Annotated in this window: 16 protein-coding genes and 2 pseudogenes; 6 read left to right on the top strand and 12 right to left on the bottom strand. The window is 59.6% G+C overall.

The genetic code is table 11. The features are described from left to right. Positions 1–141: 141 nt before the first annotated feature. From E4P00_RS18980 to E4P00_RS18955, 6 genes are all read right to left on the bottom strand, one after another. Positions 142–1,548, bottom strand: a complete 1,407-nt coding sequence (locus E4P00_RS18980; RefSeq protein ID WP_248132516.1) for an amino acid permease — start codon at positions 1,546–1,548, stop codon at positions 142–144. 138 nt (positions 1,549–1,686) lie between these two features. Continuing rightward, positions 1,687–2,427, bottom strand: a complete 741-nt coding sequence (locus tag E4P00_RS18975) for a BPL-N domain-containing protein (protein WP_248132514.1) — start codon at positions 2,425–2,427, stop codon at positions 1,687–1,689. 110 nt (positions 2,428–2,537) lie between these two features. Then, positions 2,538–4,268 (bottom strand): OPT family oligopeptide transporter, encoded by a 1,731-nt coding sequence (locus tag E4P00_RS18970; protein WP_248132512.1) that lies wholly within the window; start codon positions 4,266–4,268, stop codon positions 2,538–2,540. 186 nt (positions 4,269–4,454) lie between these two features. Beyond that, the gene (locus E4P00_RS18965; protein WP_078821883.1) at positions 4,455–5,081 is read right to left on the bottom strand and encodes a glutathione S-transferase; all 627 of its coding nucleotides are present in this window, start codon (positions 5,079–5,081) and stop codon (positions 4,455–4,457) included. Between the two features lie 67 nt (positions 5,082–5,148). Beyond that, positions 5,149–5,844 (bottom strand): tRNA (adenine(22)-N(1))-methyltransferase TrmK, encoded by a 696-nt coding sequence (locus E4P00_RS18960; protein WP_248132510.1) that lies wholly within the window; start codon positions 5,842–5,844, stop codon positions 5,149–5,151. A gap of 10 nt (positions 5,845–5,854) precedes the next feature. After that, positions 5,855–6,568 (bottom strand): FadR/GntR family transcriptional regulator, encoded by a 714-nt coding sequence (locus E4P00_RS18955; protein ID WP_032880194.1) that lies wholly within the window; start codon positions 6,566–6,568, stop codon positions 5,855–5,857. A gap of 327 nt (positions 6,569–6,895) precedes the next feature. On the opposite strand from E4P00_RS18955, the gene E4P00_RS18950 reads away from it, so the two are divergent. Both E4P00_RS18950 and gudD read left to right on the top strand, forming a co-directional pair. Next, positions 6,896–8,257 carry an MFS transporter gene (locus tag E4P00_RS18950; protein WP_248132518.1) on the top strand — a complete coding sequence of 454 codons (1,362 nt, stop codon included), beginning with the start codon at positions 6,896–6,898 and terminating at the stop codon, positions 8,255–8,257. A 20-nt stretch (positions 8,258–8,277) separates the two neighbouring features. After that, a complete protein-coding gene (gudD, locus tag E4P00_RS18945) occupies positions 8,278–9,603 on the top strand; it encodes a glucarate dehydratase (RefSeq protein WP_248132508.1) in 1,326 nt (441 codons plus the stop codon). Positions 9,604–9,800: 197 nt separating this feature from the next. Here the strand turns inward: gudD and E4P00_RS18940 are convergent. The 3 genes and pseudogenes from E4P00_RS18940 to E4P00_RS18930 form a co-directional block, all read right to left on the bottom strand. After that, a pseudogene (locus E4P00_RS18940) lies at positions 9,801–10,802 on the bottom strand (chitinase); the annotation flags it as partial. 40 nt (positions 10,803–10,842) lie between these two features. After that, on the bottom strand, positions 10,843–11,478 hold the full coding sequence (locus E4P00_RS18935; RefSeq protein WP_078821886.1) for a lytic polysaccharide monooxygenase auxiliary activity family 9 protein: 636 nt from the start codon (positions 11,476–11,478) through the stop codon (positions 10,843–10,845). A gap of 324 nt (positions 11,479–11,802) precedes the next feature. Further along, a complete protein-coding gene (locus E4P00_RS18930; protein WP_078821887.1) occupies positions 11,803–12,177 on the bottom strand; it encodes an addiction module antidote protein in 375 nt (124 codons plus the stop codon). Between the two features lie 361 nt (positions 12,178–12,538). Between E4P00_RS18930 and E4P00_RS18925 the strand changes: the two genes are divergently transcribed. Together E4P00_RS18925 and E4P00_RS18920 are read left to right on the top strand one after the other, a co-directional pair. Continuing rightward, on the top strand, positions 12,539–13,150 hold the full coding sequence (locus E4P00_RS18925; protein WP_032880188.1) for a transferase: 612 nt from the start codon (positions 12,539–12,541) through the stop codon (positions 13,148–13,150). Positions 13,151–13,486: 336 nt separating this feature from the next. Beyond that, the gene (locus tag E4P00_RS18920) at positions 13,487–13,792 is read left to right on the top strand and encodes a DUF6124 family protein (RefSeq protein ID WP_046071914.1); all 306 of its coding nucleotides are present in this window, start codon (positions 13,487–13,489) and stop codon (positions 13,790–13,792) included. A 74-nt stretch (positions 13,793–13,866) separates the two neighbouring features. Here the strand turns inward: E4P00_RS18920 and E4P00_RS29040 are convergent. Next, positions 13,867–13,990 (bottom strand): annotated as a pseudogene (locus tag E4P00_RS29040) (MerR family transcriptional regulator); the annotation flags it as partial. Between the two features lie 72 nt (positions 13,991–14,062). Continuing rightward, positions 14,063–15,397, bottom strand: coding sequence for a hypothetical protein (locus tag E4P00_RS18915; protein ID WP_248132506.1), 1,335 nt, complete (start codon positions 15,395–15,397; stop codon positions 14,063–14,065). A gap of 232 nt (positions 15,398–15,629) precedes the next feature. Between E4P00_RS18915 and E4P00_RS18910 the strand changes: the two genes are divergently transcribed. Together E4P00_RS18910 and E4P00_RS18905 are read left to right on the top strand one after the other, a co-directional pair. Beyond that, on the top strand, positions 15,630–16,658 hold the full coding sequence (locus E4P00_RS18910; protein ID WP_103733742.1) for an alpha/beta fold hydrolase: 1,029 nt from the start codon (positions 15,630–15,632) through the stop codon (positions 16,656–16,658). 134 nt (positions 16,659–16,792) lie between these two features. Continuing rightward, positions 16,793–18,184 (top strand): PLP-dependent aminotransferase family protein, encoded by a 1,392-nt coding sequence (locus E4P00_RS18905; RefSeq protein ID WP_248132504.1) that lies wholly within the window; start codon positions 16,793–16,795, stop codon positions 18,182–18,184. On the opposite strand, the gene panB is transcribed toward E4P00_RS18905, so the two are convergent. Next, positions 18,172–18,987, bottom strand: a complete 816-nt coding sequence (gene panB, locus E4P00_RS18900) for a 3-methyl-2-oxobutanoate hydroxymethyltransferase (protein WP_248132502.1) — start codon at positions 18,985–18,987, stop codon at positions 18,172–18,174. The genes E4P00_RS18905 and panB overlap by 13 nt on opposite strands. Positions 18,988–19,099 lie beyond the last annotated feature (112 nt).

The following is a 19,099-nucleotide window of genomic DNA, read 5'->3' as shown; positions in this document are numbered from 1 at the left end:
CTGAACCACCGCTTTCGCAGCCTCGCTAAAGCTCGACAGCTCCCACAGGGGTTCGGCGGTGCAGGGTTCAACCCAGTTGGCAGGGCCATCGCGCCAAGCACAACTCCCGACAACAACACCGCCCACAAAGAATCTGCAATGTCAGGCTTGTTCCACCACAACCGGCTTAATTGTCCGGTTGTGCTGGCGCGACGTGACCAGGCCGATGAAGGAAATCACCAACGCCAGGCCAATGGTCGAGGACACTTCGGTGCGGTGCTCGGGCGTCACCATCATCACCCCCAGGGCCAGGCAGATGAACACGATCACCAGGTAAGTCAGCCACGGAAACAGCCACATGCGAAAGGCCAACTCGACGTTTTGCCGAAGCAGCAAGCGACGCATACGCAGTTGCGAGATCGCGATCACCAGGTACACCAACAACGCGATGGCGCCGGAGCTGGCGAGCAGGAACTGGAACAGACCGGCTGGCATGAAGTAGCTCAGCAACGTGACGCCCGCACCGATGATGGTGCTGGCGATCACCGCCGCCCGGGGCACGCCCGCCTTCGAGGTGATTTTAAGGGCCGATGGCGCATCGCCGCGTTTGCCCAGGGAAAACAACATGCGCGAGGAAATGTAGATCGAGGAGTTCATGCAACTGGCTACGGCGATCAACACCACCACATCGACCATGAACTTGGCGTTGGGAATATTCATCAGTTCCAGTGCGCGCTGATAGGAGCCCACGGACGCCAGCAGCGGGTCGTTCCAGGGCACCACGGAAATCACGATGGAGATCGACAACAGGTAGAACACGCCGATGCGCCAGATCACCGAGCGGGTGGCCTTGGCGATGTTCTGCGCCGGGTTGCTCGATTCGGCTGCGGCGATGGTCACCGCTTCGGTACCAATGAAACTGAACATGATGGTAATGAACGCGCCCACCACCGCCGAAAGGCCGTTGGGGGCAAAACCTCCGTGTTCTTCCATCAAGCGGCTCAAGCCGCTGGCTTCACGATCCGGGATCCAGCCCATGAGCACGCTGAAACCCAGGCCGATAAAGCCGACGATGGCAATCACCTTGGCCATGGCGAACCAGAATTCGAACTCGCCATATTTGGCCACGCTGAACAGATTGGTGATCACCAGCAACACGATTGAGACCAAGGCGAACAGCCACGCATCGACCTGAGGGAACCACTGGTTGAGCACGTGCCCGGCGGCCAAGGCTTCGATGGGAATGACCAGCACCCAGAACCACCAGTACAACCAGCCGATGGTGAACCCCGCCCAGGGGCCGATGGCCTGGTCGGCGTAGGTGGAAAACGAGCCGGTGTCGGGGCGTGCCACCGCCATCTCCCCCAGCATGCGCATGACCAGCACCACCAGCAGGCCGGAAAACAGATAAGCCAGTAAAACCGCAGGTCCCGCGGCGGCGATGGCGTGTCCGGAGCCGACAAACAACCCCGCGCCGATGATGCCGGCGATGGACAACATGGTCACGTGACGCGGCTTGAAGCCCTGCGCCAGCTGACCGTTGGAATCGTTGCAGTTGAGGCTAGTCATTGTTTTTGTTGTTCTCGGGCGGCCAATGACCCTCACCTTAAGTGCCCGAGGCCAGACGCAAGTAGCCTGGTTACGCCGCCATCGTGTCTGATATCGACATTTGTGAGGGTGGCCCCCTGAAGTGACGAGCGTGGCGCCCTACTCTTGCGCGCTACGTATCAACGACCCGAACAGCTCTCCACGCGGCATCTTGCTCAGCTCGATATCGGCATTTTCAAACCACTCTCGGCCGGCTTCCGGATGCGGCCCGCTCAGAACAACCACGCCACGTTCGTAGGTGTAGCGCGCCGCCGCCACGTCGCCATTGTGGTAGGTCGCGATGACCTTGTAGGGCGCCGCGGCGCTGGCTTTGGGGAAGTAAGGGCCGTCCTGGTAAAACACATGGTCAGGCTGCCCGTCCCACGTCACCCGCACGGCGGCATCGTCGATACCAGTCACTTCAAAACCGGGGCGGCCGGCTTCGGTGTCAATGGCCTGAGGGATCAGGCCGAGGTTGTTGTCGTCGGCCAGGTAGGCGCCCATGCACAGGCCCAGGTAGCGGCCGCCGTTGGCGACGTAAGCGCGGATGGCTTCGGCACGTGTATCGCCCAGGCTGTCGAGAGCGGCCGGGATGTCCTGGCCGCCACCGGGTTGCACGTAGAGGTCATAGTGCGCCAGGTTCTCTGGCGTGATGTCGATGGGTTCGTCGGCGCCGACGAAGTCGATCTGGTAATTGGGGTTGAGACGCTGCAGGGCGGTTTTCACATTTTCCGAGCAGTCCGGGCAACCTGCCGGGCCACGGTAGATGGCGACATGGGTGATGGGGCCTGCGCCGTGTACGGGTAAAGGGTGCAGCGTAGCAACGGCGAGAAACGTGGCAGCGAGGACGGGCAGTTTCATGGGGTAGGCTCAACGGTCAGTTGAATGGGTTTGATCCAGACGTCGCAGCGCCAAGCCTATAACGATGAGCCTTTTGAATTCGTGAAGAGTTGTAAATCCAGGTCGGCCATTTATCCGCTTCCCAGCATCTGCCACAACGACGCGCCCACGCCGGTGATGCTCTCGCCGGCGATCAGCCCCGCCGCTGCCGTGATCGCAAAGCGCTGCGTCACGCTCGGCCAACGGCAGCTCACCGCCCAGGTCATGATCGCGCCCAGGGCCATCATCAGCGACACCGACGCGGGCAACACAAACGCCAGTCCCAAGGCTGCCGCACTGGGCAGATAGCGGGCGCGATGGGTGGGTAATGTGCTGTCGAGTATGCCCAGCAGCACGCCGAACAAGCTTGCAATGCCGATGGCCCAGCGGATGCTGGGGGACAGTGAATCCAAACCGTGGGTCAGGGTTTGGGCCACGGCTTTCCAGGTGGCGACGGCCGGGGCCGGCCATTGTTCGGTGAGCAGCATGGTTTGAGGGTCAGGGATCAGCGCCAGGTACGCGAATACGCCGACGATGCTGCCGACAAAAATCCCGAGGATCTGGGCGATCACTTGCTTGTGCGGCGTCGCGCCAATCGCTTTGCCCACCTTGAAGTCGTTCATCAGGTCCGTGCACTGCCCCGCCGAACCGCCGGCGGTGTTGGCGCTCATCAGGTTGATCGGCACCTGGCCAGGCGCAACAATGCCAAAGCTCAGCTGGGACAGTTGCCCGATGGCGCCAATCGGCGGAATACCGGTCGCCCCCACCACCCGCGCCGCCACCGCGGCCAGGCAGATCGCCAGGGGAATGGTCAGCAGCGCCATGCCCAGGTTGATACCGAACAACAGCGCTTGCAGGCTCACCACCAGCGCGATCGCCAAGGCAAACCCCACGGCAGGCCCGGGCTTGGGAACCGTCCACGGCGTGCCGCCAGACGCCCGGGTCGAGCGATGCAGTGCCCACAGGCGAATCGCCAGGGACGCCAAGGTGGAACACACCATCAGGCTCACCCCGGGCCACAGCAGCCATTCCACCAGCGCGGCAAATTGCGGACCGTTGCTGTCGGCGGGCAGGCTCACCAAGCCGTTAGCCAACAGCCACGGCCCCAGCCCGCCCCATGCCAACAAGGCGCCGAGCAGCAGGGTCAGGCCCACGCGAATGCCGATAATGCCGCCGAACCCCAGCAACAACAGCGAAAGGTCGGCGGTGAAGGTCAGGCGCTCCAACGCGGGGCTCGGCGACCAGCGCGGGAAGGCCCACATAAAGGTATCTACCCACTTGACCGATCCGGACAACAGCGCCGCGCCGAGCAGCACTTTCAAGCGCGTGGCGGCTTCGCGGCCATGGTTGTAGATGTGCAGCAGGGTTTCCAGGGTGGCCATGCCTTCGGGAAACTTCAGCGCCTTGTCATTGAGCAATGAAGGCCGCAGGTACCACGCGATCCAGATCCCCAGGAAACTCACCGAAAACACCCAGGCGATCATCGGCAGCGCCGCCAGTTGGTTACCCGTCAGCAGGGTATACGCCGGGATGGGCGCGACCAGCCCGCCGGAAATGATCGACGCTGCGGCAGAGGCCACGGTCTGGTTGATATTGCTCTCGTGCAGGGTCCACGGCAGGTGCTCGCCGGAACGCCGGGCCAGGCCCTGCCAGATGCCATAGCCAATCAGCAAGGCGATGATCGACATGTTGAACGACCAGCCGATCTTCAAGCCCGCGTACACGTTGGAAGGGGTCAGCAGGATACCCAGCACGATCCCGGTGATGACTGCCCGCAGGCTCAGTTCACGCTCTACGGGCGCGATTGACGAGGTGGAGTGCATGCAGATTCCTTTCGAGAAAAACCAGTGCCACCTCTTAAGTGAGCGCTGGAGGACTCGAAGGTTCACCTGGTTCCAAATGTGGGAGGGGGCTTGCTCCCGATAGCAGTCTGTCAGTCAGCATTTTTGTAGCTGACCCACCGCTATCGGGAGCAAGCCCCCTCCCACATTGGTCCTCTTCACCTCTGGCTATTTGGCGAACGCATATTCCCCGCCCCGCTCCACCGCCTTGCGGTAAGCCGGCCGCGCCTGGAGCTTTTGCAGCCACGCCGCCAGGTTCGGGTAAGCCTGCAATTTGCCCTGGGCCTGGGCAACTTCACCGATAAAGCTCATCTGGATATCCGCACCGCTGAGTTCGTCGCCCACCAGGTAAGGCGTGCGCCCCAGCACATCATTCAGGTAGCCCAGGTAGTTGGCCAACTCCGATTCAATCCGTGGATGCAGCGGTGCGCCCGCTTCACCCAGCCGACCCACATAAAGGTTGAGCATCAACGGCAGCATGGCCGAGCCTTCGGCAAAATGCAGCCATTGCACATAGCTGTCGTAGGCGTCGGTGGCCGGGTCGGGTTGCAGTTGGCCGTTGCCGTGGCGGCGGATCAGGTAGTCGATGATTGCGGCAGATTCGATCAGCACGCGGGAACCGTCTTCGATCACCGGGGATTTGCCCAGGGGGTGAATGGCCTTGAGCTCAGGTGGCGCCAGGTTGGTCTTGGCGTCGCGCTGGTAGCGTTTGATGTCGTAGGGCAGGCCCAGTTCTTCAAGCACCCACAGGATACGTTGTGAGCGGGAATTGTTGAGATGGTGAACAGTGATCATAGCGGGCAACACCTTGGGGGATTTAGGAGAAGACTACAGGGTAGCGGTGAAGTGCCGTGAATGTGGCTCAGGCGAGTAACTGATCGATCCACTTCACCTGCTGCACGATCTCCTGCACTTTCTGCTCGGGCACGGCCTGCCGTGCCTGTTCGAGGCTGGCCAGTGTCTTGCGTTTTTCGCGCACCATACGCTGCCACTTCGCCAGGAACTCCTCGCTACGCGCCTGCATTTGCAACGGGCCAAAGTACAGCTGCTCGGCGGTATAGGTGACCGCATCGGCGCGTTCGGCGACGATGATTTCGTAGTAGAAGCGGTTTTCCAGCAGCAGCTCCTCGTGCAGGATCCGGTAGCCGTTCTCCATCAACCATTGGCGCAGCGGCTGTTCGCCGCCGTTGGGTTGCAGGATCAAGCGTTCGCGGCCATTGAGGTGCGCCTTGCCGCTGTCGAGAATGTCGCGGATCGTTTCGCCGCCCATGCCGCACAGGCTGACGACGGTAATATCATCGCCCGCCTCGATTGCCGCCAAGCCATCAGCCCGGCGCACGGTGATGTGCTGCGCCAGACCGTTGTCGGCCACGGTACGGTTGGCTGCGTGAAACGGCGTAGCGGCCACTTCCCCCGCCACTGCCGCCGCAATAACGCCTCGGCGCATCAACGCCACCGGCAGGTAGGCGTGGTCCGAGCCGATATCGGCCAGGCGTGCGCCGGTCGGCACATGCGCTGCCACACGCTCAAGGCGCATGGACAAGGTGTGTTGGTTCAACGGTGGTTCCTTATGAGTGCCCGGAAAATCGATCCCGGCTGTTGGTCAAGTGCAACACCATAGCTGCCCGTGCGGCGTCCGGATCCTGGCGTTTGATGGCGTTGTAGATCGCCTCGTGCTCCAGGTTCGCCAACTGCCCCAGCTTGGCAAAGTCCGCGCCGCCGCGTTCGGCGTCCTTGACCTGGGTGCGCGGGATCATCGCACTGCCCAGGTGCAGCATGATGTCGGTGAAAAAGGTATTGCCGGTGGCCTCGGCGATCAGTTGGTGAAAGCGCTTGTCTTCCTCCACGCAACTGTCGTTGTTGGCCAGCGAGGCCTGGTAGTCGTCCAGCGCCTGGCGCATATGGGCCAGTTGCGCTTCGCTCCTGCGCAGGGCGGCCAACGCCACGGCCTGCACCTCAAGGCCCAAGCGTAATTCGAGCATGTTGCGCACGCTGGCGACCGTGTCCACATGCAGGCGCAGGCCCGGCTGCGTGTGTTGCTCCAGCACAAAGGTGCCGATGCCGTGACGCGTCTCCACCAGCCCCGACGCCTGCAACTTGGACAAGGCTTCACGCACCACGGTGCGGCTCACTCCGTGCTCAAGCACGATGGTGGATTCAGACGGCAGTTTTTCACCGGGCTTGAGTTGCCCGAGCAGGATGCGCTGGGTCAGCGCCTCAACCACGCCCTGGGCCAGGTTGGTTGAGCGTTTACGCACAGGCGTTGGACTTTCAATGGGCATGACTACAGGTCCACAGGGTTGGGCAGGAGCAAGCTTATCACCCTGTCTGGAAGCACCGCCCTTTTGCTGCAAAAAGCCTTCAACTTGTATGACAACACATCAAATGCTCACCACCCGTATTTGCTGAAATGTTTGCCCCCCCACGCAAATTCCGCTGCAAAAACCAATAAAAACGGCTAAATAACCGAACAAACTAGTCAGTCGCCGTACTTATAAAAACAAATTCACTCATCAGCGCATTGCGATTCCTGGAAAGCCACTTGTATGATGTCTGTCAACGAAGCAACCAAACCCGCATAAAAACAATCAGGGGGAAGTTTTCAAATGGTGAGCCATTCAAGCCCAGCATCTGCCGTACCCGAAAGTGATTCAGCGCTCGCCCGCGCCGTGAGCAAAGTGAAGCGCCATGTGCTGCCACTGTTCGTGGTCATGTTCATCCTCAACTACATCGACCGCGTCAATATCGGCTTCGTGCGCACGCACATGGAGCATGACCTGGGGATCGGCGCAGCGGCCTACGGCTTCGGCGCCGGGCTGTTCTTCATCGGTTATGCGCTGTTCGAAGTGCCGTCCAACATGCTGCTGCAAAAGGTCGGCGCCCGTATCTGGCTGACCCGCATCATGTTCACCTGGGGCATCGTCGCCACGCTGATGGCGTTTATCCAGAACGAAACCCACTTCTACATCCTGCGTTTCTTGCTGGGTGTGGCGGAAGCCGGGTTCTTCCCCGGGGTGATTTATTACTTCACGCGTTGGTTGCCCGGCGTGGAGCGCGGCAAGGCCATCGCGATCTTCCTCAGTGGCTCGGCGGTGGCGTCGTTGATCTCCGGGCCGTTGTCGGGTGCGTTGTTGCAGATCGAAGGTTTTGGTTTACATGGCTGGCAATGGATGTTCGGTATCGAGGGCCTGGCTTCGGTGGCACTGGGCTTTTTTGTGTGGTTCTGGCTGGACTCCAAGCCCCATGATGCCAAGTGGATGACCCGCGAAGAACAGGACGCCCTGGTTGACGCCATCGACCAGGAACAGCGCGAACGTGAAGCCCTGACCACGGTGAAACCGACCATCGGCAAGCTGCTCAAGGACCGCCAGATCCTGCTGTTCTGCGCTCTGTACTTCTGCATTCAACTGACGATCTATGCCGCCACCTTCTGGCTGCCGAGCATCATCAAGAAAATGGGCGACCTGAGTGATGTGCAGGTGGGTTTCTTCAACTCGATCCCCTGGCTGATCTCCATCATTGCCATGTACGCCTTTGCGTCGCTGTCGGGCAAGTTCAAGTTCCAGCAAGCCTGGGTCGCGGCGGCCCTGCTGATCGCGGCGGCCGGCATGTTCATGTCCACCACCGGCGGGCCGATATTCGCCTTCGTCGCGATCTGCTTTGCGGCCATCGGGTTCAAGTCCGCGTCGTCGCTGTTCTGGCCCATCCCCCAGGGCTACCTGGATGTGCGCATAGCCGCCGCCGTAATCGCGCTGATCAATTCCATCGGCAACCTGGGCGGCTTTGTGGCGCCGACCACCTTTGGCTTTCTGGAACAAACCACCGGCTCGATCCAGGGCGGGCTGTATGGCCTGGCCGGCACCTCGGTGCTTGCGGCCATTCTGGTGTTCTTTGCCAAGACTTCACCCTCTGCCGTGTTGGCCTCACCTAGCGCCGTACCGTCAGGCGCCGCCATCAGCAAATCCCTTTGAGCGTCTATAAGGACCTTGCCATGAATACCCCTGTAGTCACCCATTTCCAGGTCATCCCGGTCGCCGGCCACGACAGCATGTTGCTGAACCTCAGCGGCGCCCACGGCCCCTACTTCACGCGCAATATCGTCATCCTCAAGGACAGCAGCGGCAACACCGGCGTGGGCGAAGTGCCCGGCGGCGAGCGTATCCGTGAAACCCTGGAAGACGCGCGCAGCCTGGTGATCGGTCAGCCGATTGGCCAGTACCAGCGCGTGCTTAACCAGATGCGCAGCACCTTTGCGTCCCGAGACAGCGCGGGACGCGGCCTGCAAACCTTCGACCTGCGCATCACCATTCATGCCGTCACCGCCATGGAAGCCGCGCTGCTCGACCTGCTGGGCCAGTTCCTCGAAGTGCCGGTGGCCGCCTTGCTCGGCGAAGGCCAGCAACGCGACGCAGTGAAAATGCTCGGCTACCTGTTCTATGTGGGAGACCGCAACGCTACCGACCTGGCCTACCGCAACGAAGCCGACGCCGATGATGAGTGGTTCCGCCTGCGTCACGAAAAAGCCCTGACCGCTGACGCTGTGGTGCGCCTGGCCGAAGCCGCCAAGGCCAAATATGGCTTCAACGATTTTAAGCTCAAGGGCGGTGTGCTCAGTGGCGATGAAGAAATCGAAGCCGTCACCGCGCTGGCCGAACGCTTCCCGGATGCGCGCATCACCCTTGACCCAAACGGTGCCTGGTCGTTGAAAGAAGCCATCCGCCTGTGCCGCGACCAACAGCGCGTGCTGGCCTACGCCGAAGACCCCTGCGGCGCAGAAAACGGCTATTCGGGCCGCGAAGTCATGGCCGAATTCCGTCGCGCCACGGGCCTTAAAACCGCTACCAACATGATCGCCACCGACTGGCGTGAAATGGGCCACGCCATCCAGCTGCAATCAGTGGACATCCCCCTCGCCGACCCGCACTTCTGGACGATGCAGGGCTCGGTGCGCGTCGCGCAAATGTGCAACGAGTGGGGCCTGACCTGGGGCTCGCATTCCAACAACCACTTCGATATCTCCCTGGCGATGTTTACCCAGGTGGCCGCGGCCGCCCCGGGTGAGATCACCGCCATCGACACCCACTGGATCTGGCAGGACGGCCAGCGCCTGACCCGCGAACCGCTGAAGATTGAAGGGGGTTACGTAAAGGTGCCGGCCAAGCCGGGCCTGGGTGTGGATATCGATATGGACGCCGTGGCCAAGGCCCATGAGCTGTACAAAGGCATGGGCCTTGGGGCGCGGGATGACAGTGTGGCGATGCAGTTCTTGATTCCGGGTTGGGGCTTTGATAACAAGCGGCCTTGTTTGGTGCGGTAAATCGGAGTTATGAACGCTCAGCGCAATTTGAGCGTGACGCAAAAAATCCGATGCCCAAACAGGCATCGGATTTTAGTCAGATCAGAAGCTTAGCTGTTTGACCTCTGGCACGTCTGCCAGAGGCCTCTTTTGCACTACTGCTGATTGGCGACCTCGAGATCCGCCGTATCCTCCTCAAGGCCAGAGAGAGCAGTGCCATTGACCAGCGGCCCATAACGACGGCTGAACTCCCAGTTGTAGGGCACGTGGTCTTTGTTGACCCCGTTATCCCAATTCACCGACCAGGTCATCAGGCCCTTGATCGACAATCCTTTGTCGTACAAACGCTTGAATGCATGGGTCACGGCTGTTGGGTTGATCACATAACCGGTGGCAGCCGCGTCGACGTTCGCGGGCAGGCCAATGACGAACTTGTCTGCCGGGATTTTGGTAAACCCCCGCGTTCCGCTCACCAGGCTTTCGGTCAGGTAAAACAGGAAGTCCTCTTTCATCGCGTCGTTGTTCTGGGCAATCCAGGCGCCATTGCCATTGTTGACCTCCTGCACCCAGATCCCGTCGCCACCCTGGTTGTAATACTGCGGGGCGATGAAGTCGTAATAGCCTTCCAGCGCCTGGATGTAACCGACGTATTTGCCAGCGGTAGTGAGGTAGGGAAACTCCGGCGCCATGCTGATGATGAAGTGTTTGCCTTGACCGGCGTAGTGGTCCTTGACCAGTTTCAACGCGGCGGGCAGGACAGTCTTGTTGTCGGCGAAATCAATCGCGCTCTGTTCAAGATCGATGTCCAGGCCATCAAAGCCATAGGTTTCCACCAGGCGGATAATTTCGTTGGCCAGTGGTTGTTCGTTGCCTTTATGCAGTTCGATGTGCGCATCGGCGCCGCCAAGGGAAATCAGCACCGCCCTGCCCTGGCTGTTGAGCACGCCCACCTGGCGACGGAACTCGGCGTCGGAGAGGTTGTACGGCTTGAAGGTTGGGATACCGTTGCCCTTCATGAAGGCCACGGCCACCACGTTGTAATCCTTTGGGACATCCGCCAGGCTGATATTGGCGAACTGGCCACGCTGGTAGCCATCACTCGGGCCGGCAGGCCAGTTGTGCCAGAAGCCCATGAGAATCTTTTTGCCGGCAATGCTCGGCATCAGCGAAGCGGCATCGTTGAGTGGCGATTTCAGTGAGGTAAAGTCAATATTTGACATGTTCTAATCCTTCAGAACGTGTGGGTTTAACGGCGCGGGCTTATTTGAAGTCCACGTCGAAGGCTTGATAGAAGGCGTTGCCGGTGTTGGCGACGATCCACATCAATACGATCACATGCTGGCCCTTCTTGTTGGCCGGCAGTTTCACTTCATGATTGACCTTGGCCTTCAGTTCGCCGGCATGGCTGTAGTACGGCACCTGGGCATAGAAGTCTTCGGCGAACGGCTGGGTTTCCAGCTGTGCGCGGGTGATGCGCTGTTTCGGATCCCAGCCATCCTTGGTGATCAGCCAGCGATAGCCACGGGTGGTGTGCGGCGCGGTGTATGCCCAGGTGACCTTGAAGGTCTGACCCGGCTCGACATTGAGTAACGGCCAGGTGAAGGCGCGGTTGAGTTTCTTGGCCATTTCTTCGGGGGTGAAGTTGACGCAGTCACGCGCATCGGTCTTGCCACCGCTGAGGATGAAGCCGTCGGCTGGTGGAGTGACGCTGTCACTGTCGGTTTGATAAGGCGCCGGGAACGGACCGGCCATCAGTGCCGGGAAGTTTTTGCCGCCTTCCATTTCATTGACCTGCCAGGTCTCCAGCAGGCCGAGATCCACGGCGACTGCACCACGGCTGGAAGGGGATGTGACACGACCATGGCGAAGCGGTGTCTGGGTTTGTGGTTTGTTCATTTTGTGACTCCATTGATAGTGATTAAGAACTCCCCTTTCTTGAAGGAGAGAACCTCAACCTAACGGAGCTGCTTTTTTTTGCCACTGGCCCATTTTTCACTCATTTTCATTTCATGAGCGCGCAGACCCGAAAACACTGGATATATAAACAGTGCAATAGGAATAGCCTTACGCTACCAGAGGTCGATTTCCTACAAGACCAGGCGCACATCAACACAGCTTCTCTCTTAAATCGTTTGATCCCGTTCGTAAGGGAATGGCCCTCTGTGGACAAAAAGGGACGTCTCTATTTTCAATCAAATAAACCGTCCTCTTTTGGGTCCATCAGGTTTTGCCGATGACGGCCGTTTTTTCAATTGCGGTCGCGGCAATCGGTTGCACCGTCAGTTCCACCCCGAATGCCAACATCAGCTTCTGGACCGTCTCATAACGCGTCTTTGAGCCGCCTTTCAGGGTTTTATACAAGCTCTCCCGATTCACCCCTGCCGCTTCGGCAACCTTGTTCACACCCTGGGCTTTGGCAACCTCGGCCAGCGCCTTCATAAGGACTTGCGGGTCATGGCACGCCATGCTTTGCGCAAGATAGGCACTGATGGTTTGCGGGCTATCAAGGAAGCGTGAAGCCTCATAGGCGCTGGTGCCGGATGTATCCAGCTCGAGGATCGGCATGTCCTCTGGTTTGAATGTTGACTGACTCATGTCATTGACCTCTCAGGGCATCGAGAATCTTTTGTCCGCCTGTAGCCTACTGGCTACATCTTGCATCTGCCAGTGCTTTTTTAAAACCAGCAACACACAGCCAATGTGGGAGGGGGCTTGCTCCCGATAGCGGTGTATCTGCCATTGAGAGGTTGGCTGACCTGCCGCAATCGGGAGCAAGCCCCCTCCCACATTTGCACTGCGTTGTTGTTGAGGCAGCATTTTTGCGCACAACGACGACCCGCGACTTTCTTTGGTATTAAGTAAACCGGGGCAGACGCTATTAAGATGTCGCCTGAGCCCACCACCCTATCGTCACAGCGGGCTCTACCCTCCCACCCCGACATCGGAAGCGCTCTGCATGAAGCTACCTGAGATCAGTACATTCATTGCTCAATGGCCCTCCCTTGGCGTGACGCAGCCTGCCGCTTGGCGGGTGTCTCAAGACTGCGAAAACCAGATTATGGTCTTGCTGTCACGCCTCGGCACGGGCTACCGGCGCCACGGAGACTGTGCCATCCACGAAAGCGCCATTGTCGAAGAAGGCGCTGTGTTGAAAGGCCCGATCATCATCGGCGAAGGCTCATTCGTAGCAGCGGGAGCGTACCTGCGCGGCGGCGTTTATCTGGGCAGCCATTGCATTGTGGGCCCAAGCTGCGAACTGAAAAGCACCTTCATGCTGGCCGCAAGCAAGCTGGCACACTTCAACTTTGTCGGCGATTCATTGATTGGCGAAGGGGTAAATATTGAAGCCGGTGCAATCATCGCCAATTACCGTAATGAGTTGGATGGGGCGGATATCAAGATCCGCTATGCAGACAATGTGATCGACACAGGGGTAAACAAATTTGGTGCCCTGGTAGGCGACGGCTGCAAAATCGGCGCGAATGCCGTCATTGCTCCAGGCGCAATATTAGAGCCAAACAGTCGTGTTCCGCGTTTGGGGTTGATTGACCAGTTCGCCTACGAGTAGCGATAGCCCGTAGACATGTCCTACAGCGCGCTGCACCACCTTGCTCCGTTGCCTACAGTTGCGTCAGAATCCGCCGGCTTGTGCGCTTGGATGGGCGTCTCTAAGGTGGCTCGGTCGCTGACAACTCAGTGATCGGGTTTAGTAGCCCGAGTGACAACATAAAGTGCATGAGCCTCATCGATCAGATGTTCTTGTCTGTGCTTGATGGTGGCTGTGCGCAGGGCGCCCTCGGGCGCGCCGGCTTTGTGTGTTTCCCCGGTCTACTAACCTGCGTACAGCCGCCACCCCATCGTTTAGTAGCGATGAGGTGTTGGCCCTAAAACAGGTACAACACACATGTATAAAGTCACGCCTAACCCTCCAAACGATCCAAACCTCAAGCTTGATCAGGCATCCCTTAACACCCACGCCGAACCACCTCCCTCACCGCTGTTCAGCGTTGCCGACGACGCCAGCAACGAAATGCTCATCGCCAATAGCTACGAAACCTTTTCCTCGGTGACAGCGTTATTGCTTGACCTGTCGGATGAACTGTCAGGCAAACAGCGCGATGTCGCGCTGGCGATTCATCAGCTGAGTGAATTGGGGGTTTTGTTGGTGGACAAATTGATGGCGAGGGAAAGTGCTTCAAGGGTTAGCTAGTCTTGCAGCCACCCGATAGACCGCCGCGTCGTCATGATCGACTTCACGACGACTCGGCAGCACCTAGGCGCCGGTCAGGCCCTCGGAGCCTGGTGGGCGCCCTTTCTCTTGGAAGACGCTGGAGCCACCCCTTCCTCGCGCAGACGATTAATCAGCAACTGCGCATTCTGCACATGCCATACCCTCGGGTTTAACTTCGAATACCATTGACCTCAAAGTTGGCTTTAAACCTAAGTCATTGGGTGGCCAAGGCGTGTGATTGCCCCCTCCTCATGGTTTTGGATTTTTCATCAATTTTAATAAATACCCAGGCCAGCGCCATCGCGAGGTGAACTGATCGGGGGTGCCTGCAAGGATGTCTACCAGTGAGCGCGTCTTCAAAGGTTCGGCTACGGCCTCACCGACGACGCTGTGCGGCTGCCTGTCGTCGACTGAAGGCGCAGCCGCCCGACGCGGTTTTCCGGTGGCCGGATCCATGGTGTAACCCGCGGCCTTACCTTTTTCGGTGATGGTCCAGATGCCATCGGTGTTGATAAGCACGGGCTCATCAAATGTGAGCGTTACCTCTTCGGCTACTGTGACCACCATATTGTCGTTGATACTTATCGGTGTATAAGTCGCGAACTCCCTGCCCAGCAAAGCTTGCGTGGCACCTGCACTGGAAAATTTCAGCACCATCTGCTCAAGAAAAGCGATGCTGCCCATATTGCTCAGCGCGCCGAAGTCCGGGTTCAGTACATGACGCAAAAAACCCTGTTCGAGGCGGGTAGAGTCAATGGCCGAGCCGTTCAGAATGCGTGATGCCGCAGCTACATCATGCTCCTTGAAGTTGAACGTCACCCGGCGCCCCTCCTGGTTGTAGCCATTGTTACCGCTCAAGAGCTGGCGACCATTGTCGTGATGGCGGTAGTTGCCGAGGTCGTAGGCCAGCATGTCGACATATGCCAAGTCGGCTCCTTGCTCCTGCGCATAGGCGTACATGTCCGACAACAGGCTGCGATCATCACGTGTCAGGAAGTCGTAACTGCTTTGGGCCATATTGCTAGAGGTCAGGGTGCCTTCGGCCACCGCAGGTTCATACCCCAGGAAGAGCCGAGAAATCATGAGTTCACGCCCAATGGCGGAACCTGAAGAGGCGCTGACCCGCTGTTCATTCAGGCGAACCTCCTGCCAGGCTGCGCGCCGTTCGTTGACGGTGAACGTACCGCTTTCGTCGCGAGCAATCAGCGTCAATTGATCGACCGCGAGTCCTTTGAAAGGATTACTGGCCAAACCGTTGGCAAAGGCGGTGGCTTGCTTGGCGCGCTCAAGCAATTCCAGAACGTGAGTATCGGGAACCTCAGCATCATGCTGAGCTTTGTCAGCGAAATATCTTTCGTCGCTGATCGCATCGAGCGGGTTGGAGAGGTTGTTGCCTGGGTCTTCTTGACGCATGCCGGCGTCATGGTTGGCAGCGTCACTTAGTTGCCTCGCCAGGATCGATAAGGTGTTGTCAGCATCGGCTTCAACAACGGCAGGCGCGCCGATAGGGTCTCGAAGAGGCAACACCGAGGCTGGGCTCAAGTCACGGACAACAGGACCAAATGATGCACCTATAAGCTCCATAATCATCACCCTTTAATTAAAGGTCAGTGTCGACACATCCAGTAGGATTCACGCTCCAACACTGCATGATTTACAGCTTCAAGTAAGCCAGCTACTTCCTAAAAACGTGAAGTCCGCATCTGTAATACCAAGCAGTAGGACTCTGTCAGCCACTTCGTAGTCCCGCCTCCCCTCTACCTGAACCGACCGTTTCGGGTCATGCTGCGCCCTCCCTTTCAAGGACGAAAAAAGCATGAAAGCCCGCCTCGCTGCTCTGCTGCTGATGTACCTGACCGCTCCCGCATTCGCCGCTGACAACCCCATCGGTTTCCAAACCACCACCCTGCCCGACACCCTTAACAGCCGCCCGCTGGAAATGGCTGTGTGGTACCCCGCCGCCGCCACTGCCAAACCCAAGCTGATCGCCGACAATGTGGTGTTCATCGGCGTGCTGGCCGTTCCCGATGCGGCGCCGACGCCCGGCAAGCATCCTTTGGTGGTGCTCTCCCACGGCTACGGGGGCAATTGGGGCAAACAGGCGTGGCTGGCCAGTGCGTTGGCGCAGCAGGGTTATATCGTGGCGGCGGTCAACCACCCGGGCACTACCAGCCAGGATCGCAGCGCACAGGCCGCTGCGCAGTTATGGCAACGGCCTAGGGATTTAAGTCGGGCCATTGATGCGCTATTGGCCCAGCCCGAGCCATTCGGTGCGGTGGATAGCGGCCGGATCGCCGTGGTGGGGCATTCCCTGGGGGGCTGGACGGTGATGGAGACGGCCGGTGCGCGTTTTGACCCGGCGCTGTTTGCCCGGGACTGCAGCGCTCATCCGACGTTGGTCGCGTGTACCGCCTACCGTGAGATGAACCCTGAAGGCACTGCGAACGGGAAGGAGCAATTGGCGGCGGACTTGAGCGACAAGCGCGTCAGCGCCGTGGTGTCTTTGGACCTGGGCCTGTCGCGCGGGTTTACCGATGCAAGTCTGGCGGCGCTGCCGGTGCGGGCCTTGGTGATCGCCGCCGGTGTACCGTCAGCGGATTTGCCGGCGCAGATGGAATCGGCCGACATGGCCAAACGGTTGCCAAACGCCTCGACGCAGTACGTGGAGATCCGCGACGCCAATCACTTCAGCTTTATGTCGCAATGCAAACCGGGCGCGGCGGCGGTGCTCGACGCGGATGTGCCCGGCGACAGCATCATTTGTCAGGATGGGCCGGGTGCACGGCCACGACCGATTATCCAGCAGCAGGTGATCACGTTGATCAGCCAGTTTTTGGCACGTTGATCAGGGTTTGATGATGTAGGAGCGAGCTTGCTCGCGAAAAATCTCAACGATAACGCGCGCTTCCAGGTAAAACGTGGCGTGCTGAAGTGCTTCGCGAGCAAGCTCGCTCCTACAGAATAGCGGTTCAAATAAGTATGAAAAGAAGCAAAGACACCTTTGCCTATCAGGCGGTGTACCGCTACCTCATCGAGCTGATCGAGGCCTGCCCTGCCGACGGCGAACGCAAATTGCCGTCCCTGCGCCAACTGGCCCTGCGCCTGGGCGTGTCGGTGTCGACCACCAAGTACGCGTATGCATTGCTTGAGGAACAAGGGCGGATCCAGGCCAGGCCCAAGCTCGGTTTTTTCATCGTCCCAGGCTTGGCTGCCACCATCAACCCAAGCTCATCTCCCCTGCTCGACCAGGTCTTCGCCAACGCACGCCAACCCGGCATGCTGGCCCTGAGCAGCGACGCGCCGGCGATGCTGCTGTCGCTGGAGCAACCCTTGCTGATGGTGGAGCGTGAACTGACCCGGCAGTACCCGCGCTCGCTGGCACCACTGTATCTGCCAATGGGCGAGCCCGAGTTGCGCGCTGCCTTGGCCGAACGCTACAGCCGCTCTACTGACCATTACTGGCAAGCCGACCAGGTGTATATCGGCTCGGACTTGCACAGCGTATTGGAGGTCTCGCTCAACGCCTTGAACCTGGCGGGCACGCTCGCACTGGTGGAGTCGCCGTGTTCGTGGGCGATCCTGCGGCAATTGCAGGCGGCGAAAATCCGTGTGATCGAGATGCCCCTCGGCGCAGATGGGCGTTTTGACCTGGGCGCTCTGAACACGCTGCTCAAGCGTGAGCCGATCCGCCTGGCGGTGCTGTCATCGACGGTGAATATGCCCCAGGGCGGTGTGATGCCCGCACAGGATAAACAGCAGATCTGCGAATGGTTGGCCGAGCGGGATATCTGGCTGTTCGAAAACGACACCTACGGCGAGCTGTACTTTGGCCCGCAACCGGCGCGTTATCGCGACTACGCCGCCCCGCACAAACTGCTGGTGTTTTCGACCTTCGACAAAGTCATCGGCTCGGAGGCACCCTACGGCTATGTGCTGTGTCGCGGACATGCCTCATCGTTGCAACAGCTGTTCCTGGAGCGCGGCTTTCGCCTCTCGCCGATCCGCCAGAAAGCCATCGCCAAGCTGTTTGCGTCCAAGCGTATCGACGCCCATCTGAAGGCGTTGCGCGCACGGTTACTGGCGCGCATGACGCAGCTCAAAGCCCTGCTGTTAACCCACGGCAATGGCCAATGGCAGGTGGTCGAACCCCATGGCGGCGCAAGCTTCTGGCTCCGGGCCAGCCGCCCGGTGGATATGCGCCAGGTGTTCGCGCACTTGCTAAGCCAGCGCATCGTCATCGCCCCCGGCGAACTGTTCAGCCAGCAAGGCGCCTGGCCAGATCACCTGCGCCTGAGCTACACACTCGACTGGAGCAAGGACATTGCCCAGGCCGTCCAACTACTGGCCCAGGCGTTGCGTCAAAGCCCGTAGCAGTGCCGGTCTTCGGGAAAACGACCCTGGCGCACATCGTCGGCGAAACGCTCGCAGGCATCGCGAATCACCGCCCCCACATCAGCGTATTGCTTGACGAAGCGCGGCATCGAGCCGCCGCCCAGGCCCAGCACATCCTCGGTGACCAACACCTGGCCGTCACACGCAGGCGATGCGCCGATGCCGATGGTGGGTTGGCTTGAGTCCAGGGTGATCTGCCGGGCCACACCTTCGGCCACCCCTTCCAGCAGCAGACTGAAGGCCCCCGCTTCCAGGTTGGCGCGAGCATCGGCGGCAATCACCGCAGCGGTTTCAGCGCTCAGGCCCTGAGCCTTGAACCCGCCCATGACGTTGACGAATTGCGGCATCAGCCCCACGTGGGCCATCACCGGTACACCCCGTGCAACCAGGAACTCCACGGTACCGGCCAGGGCCTGATTGGCCTCCAGCTTGATCGCGTCGCAACCGGTACGCGCCAATACTTGGGCACAGTTGCGAAAAGCCTGCTCATACGACTCCTGGTAACTGCCAAACGGCATGTCTGCGATCACACAGGCCAAGCGTGTACTGTCGACCACCGCCCGGGTGTGGCCGATGATTTCTTCCAGTTGCATGCTCAGGGTCGACGCCCGGCCATAGCCGACCATGGCCGTGGAGTCACCGACCAGGATGAAGTCGACGATCGGATCGATCAGCTTGGCGATAGCGCTGGAGTACGCGGTGAGGGAGACGATTTTCTGTTGCCCCTTCATGGCGACCAATTGAGGGACAGTCATGCGTTTGGTACGGGTGTGAATGCTCATCGGGGCTTTTCCGTTTGCGCTGGATACTCGGCCCGATTATTGGCGAAACGAAGGACGATTCAATGCACAGATCAGCGCTAAAAAGCGACCCAGGGCCCGGTCACATTTGCTG

This window comes from Pseudomonas sp. B329, from assembly GCF_023127835.1.
GTDB classification, from domain to species: domain Bacteria; phylum Pseudomonadota; class Gammaproteobacteria; order Pseudomonadales; family Pseudomonadaceae; genus Aquipseudomonas; species Aquipseudomonas synxantha_A.
This window is presented reverse-complemented; position numbering and strand designations above follow the sequence as displayed.

Coding starts and splice junctions, on each gene's coding strand:
- E4P00_RS18930 (WP_078821887.1), bottom strand. CDS start 12,177: ATGAGTCAGTCAACATTCAAACCAGAGGACATGCCGATCCTCGAGCTG.
- E4P00_RS18970 (WP_248132512.1), bottom strand. CDS start 4,268: ATGCACTCCACCTCGTCAATCGCGCCCGTAGAGCGTGAACTGAGCCTG.
- E4P00_RS18925 (WP_032880188.1), top strand. CDS start 12,539: ATGAAGCTACCTGAGATCAGTACATTCATTGCTCAATGGCCCTCCCTT.
- E4P00_RS18980 (WP_248132516.1), bottom strand. CDS start 1,548: ATGACTAGCCTCAACTGCAACGATTCCAACGGTCAGCTGGCGCAGGGC.
- gudD (WP_248132508.1), top strand. CDS start 8,278: ATGAATACCCCTGTAGTCACCCATTTCCAGGTCATCCCGGTCGCCGGC.
- E4P00_RS18915 (WP_248132506.1), bottom strand. CDS start 15,397: ATGGAGCTTATAGGTGCATCATTTGGTCCTGTTGTCCGTGACTTGAGC.
- E4P00_RS18920 (WP_046071914.1), top strand. CDS start 13,487: ATGTATAAAGTCACGCCTAACCCTCCAAACGATCCAAACCTCAAGCTT.
- E4P00_RS18910 (WP_103733742.1), top strand. CDS start 15,630: ATGAAAGCCCGCCTCGCTGCTCTGCTGCTGATGTACCTGACCGCTCCC.
- E4P00_RS18975 (WP_248132514.1), bottom strand. CDS start 2,427: ATGAAACTGCCCGTCCTCGCTGCCACGTTTCTCGCCGTTGCTACGCTG.
- E4P00_RS18965 (WP_078821883.1), bottom strand. CDS start 5,081: ATGATCACTGTTCACCATCTCAACAATTCCCGCTCACAACGTATCCTG.
- E4P00_RS18955 (WP_032880194.1), bottom strand. CDS start 6,568: ATGCCCATTGAAAGTCCAACGCCTGTGCGTAAACGCTCAACCAACCTG.
- panB (WP_248132502.1), bottom strand. CDS start 18,987: ATGAGCATTCACACCCGTACCAAACGCATGACTGTCCCTCAATTGGTC.
- E4P00_RS18935 (WP_078821886.1), bottom strand. CDS start 11,478: ATGAACAAACCACAAACCCAGACACCGCTTCGCCATGGTCGTGTCACA.
- E4P00_RS18905 (WP_248132504.1), top strand. CDS start 16,793: ATGAAAAGAAGCAAAGACACCTTTGCCTATCAGGCGGTGTACCGCTAC.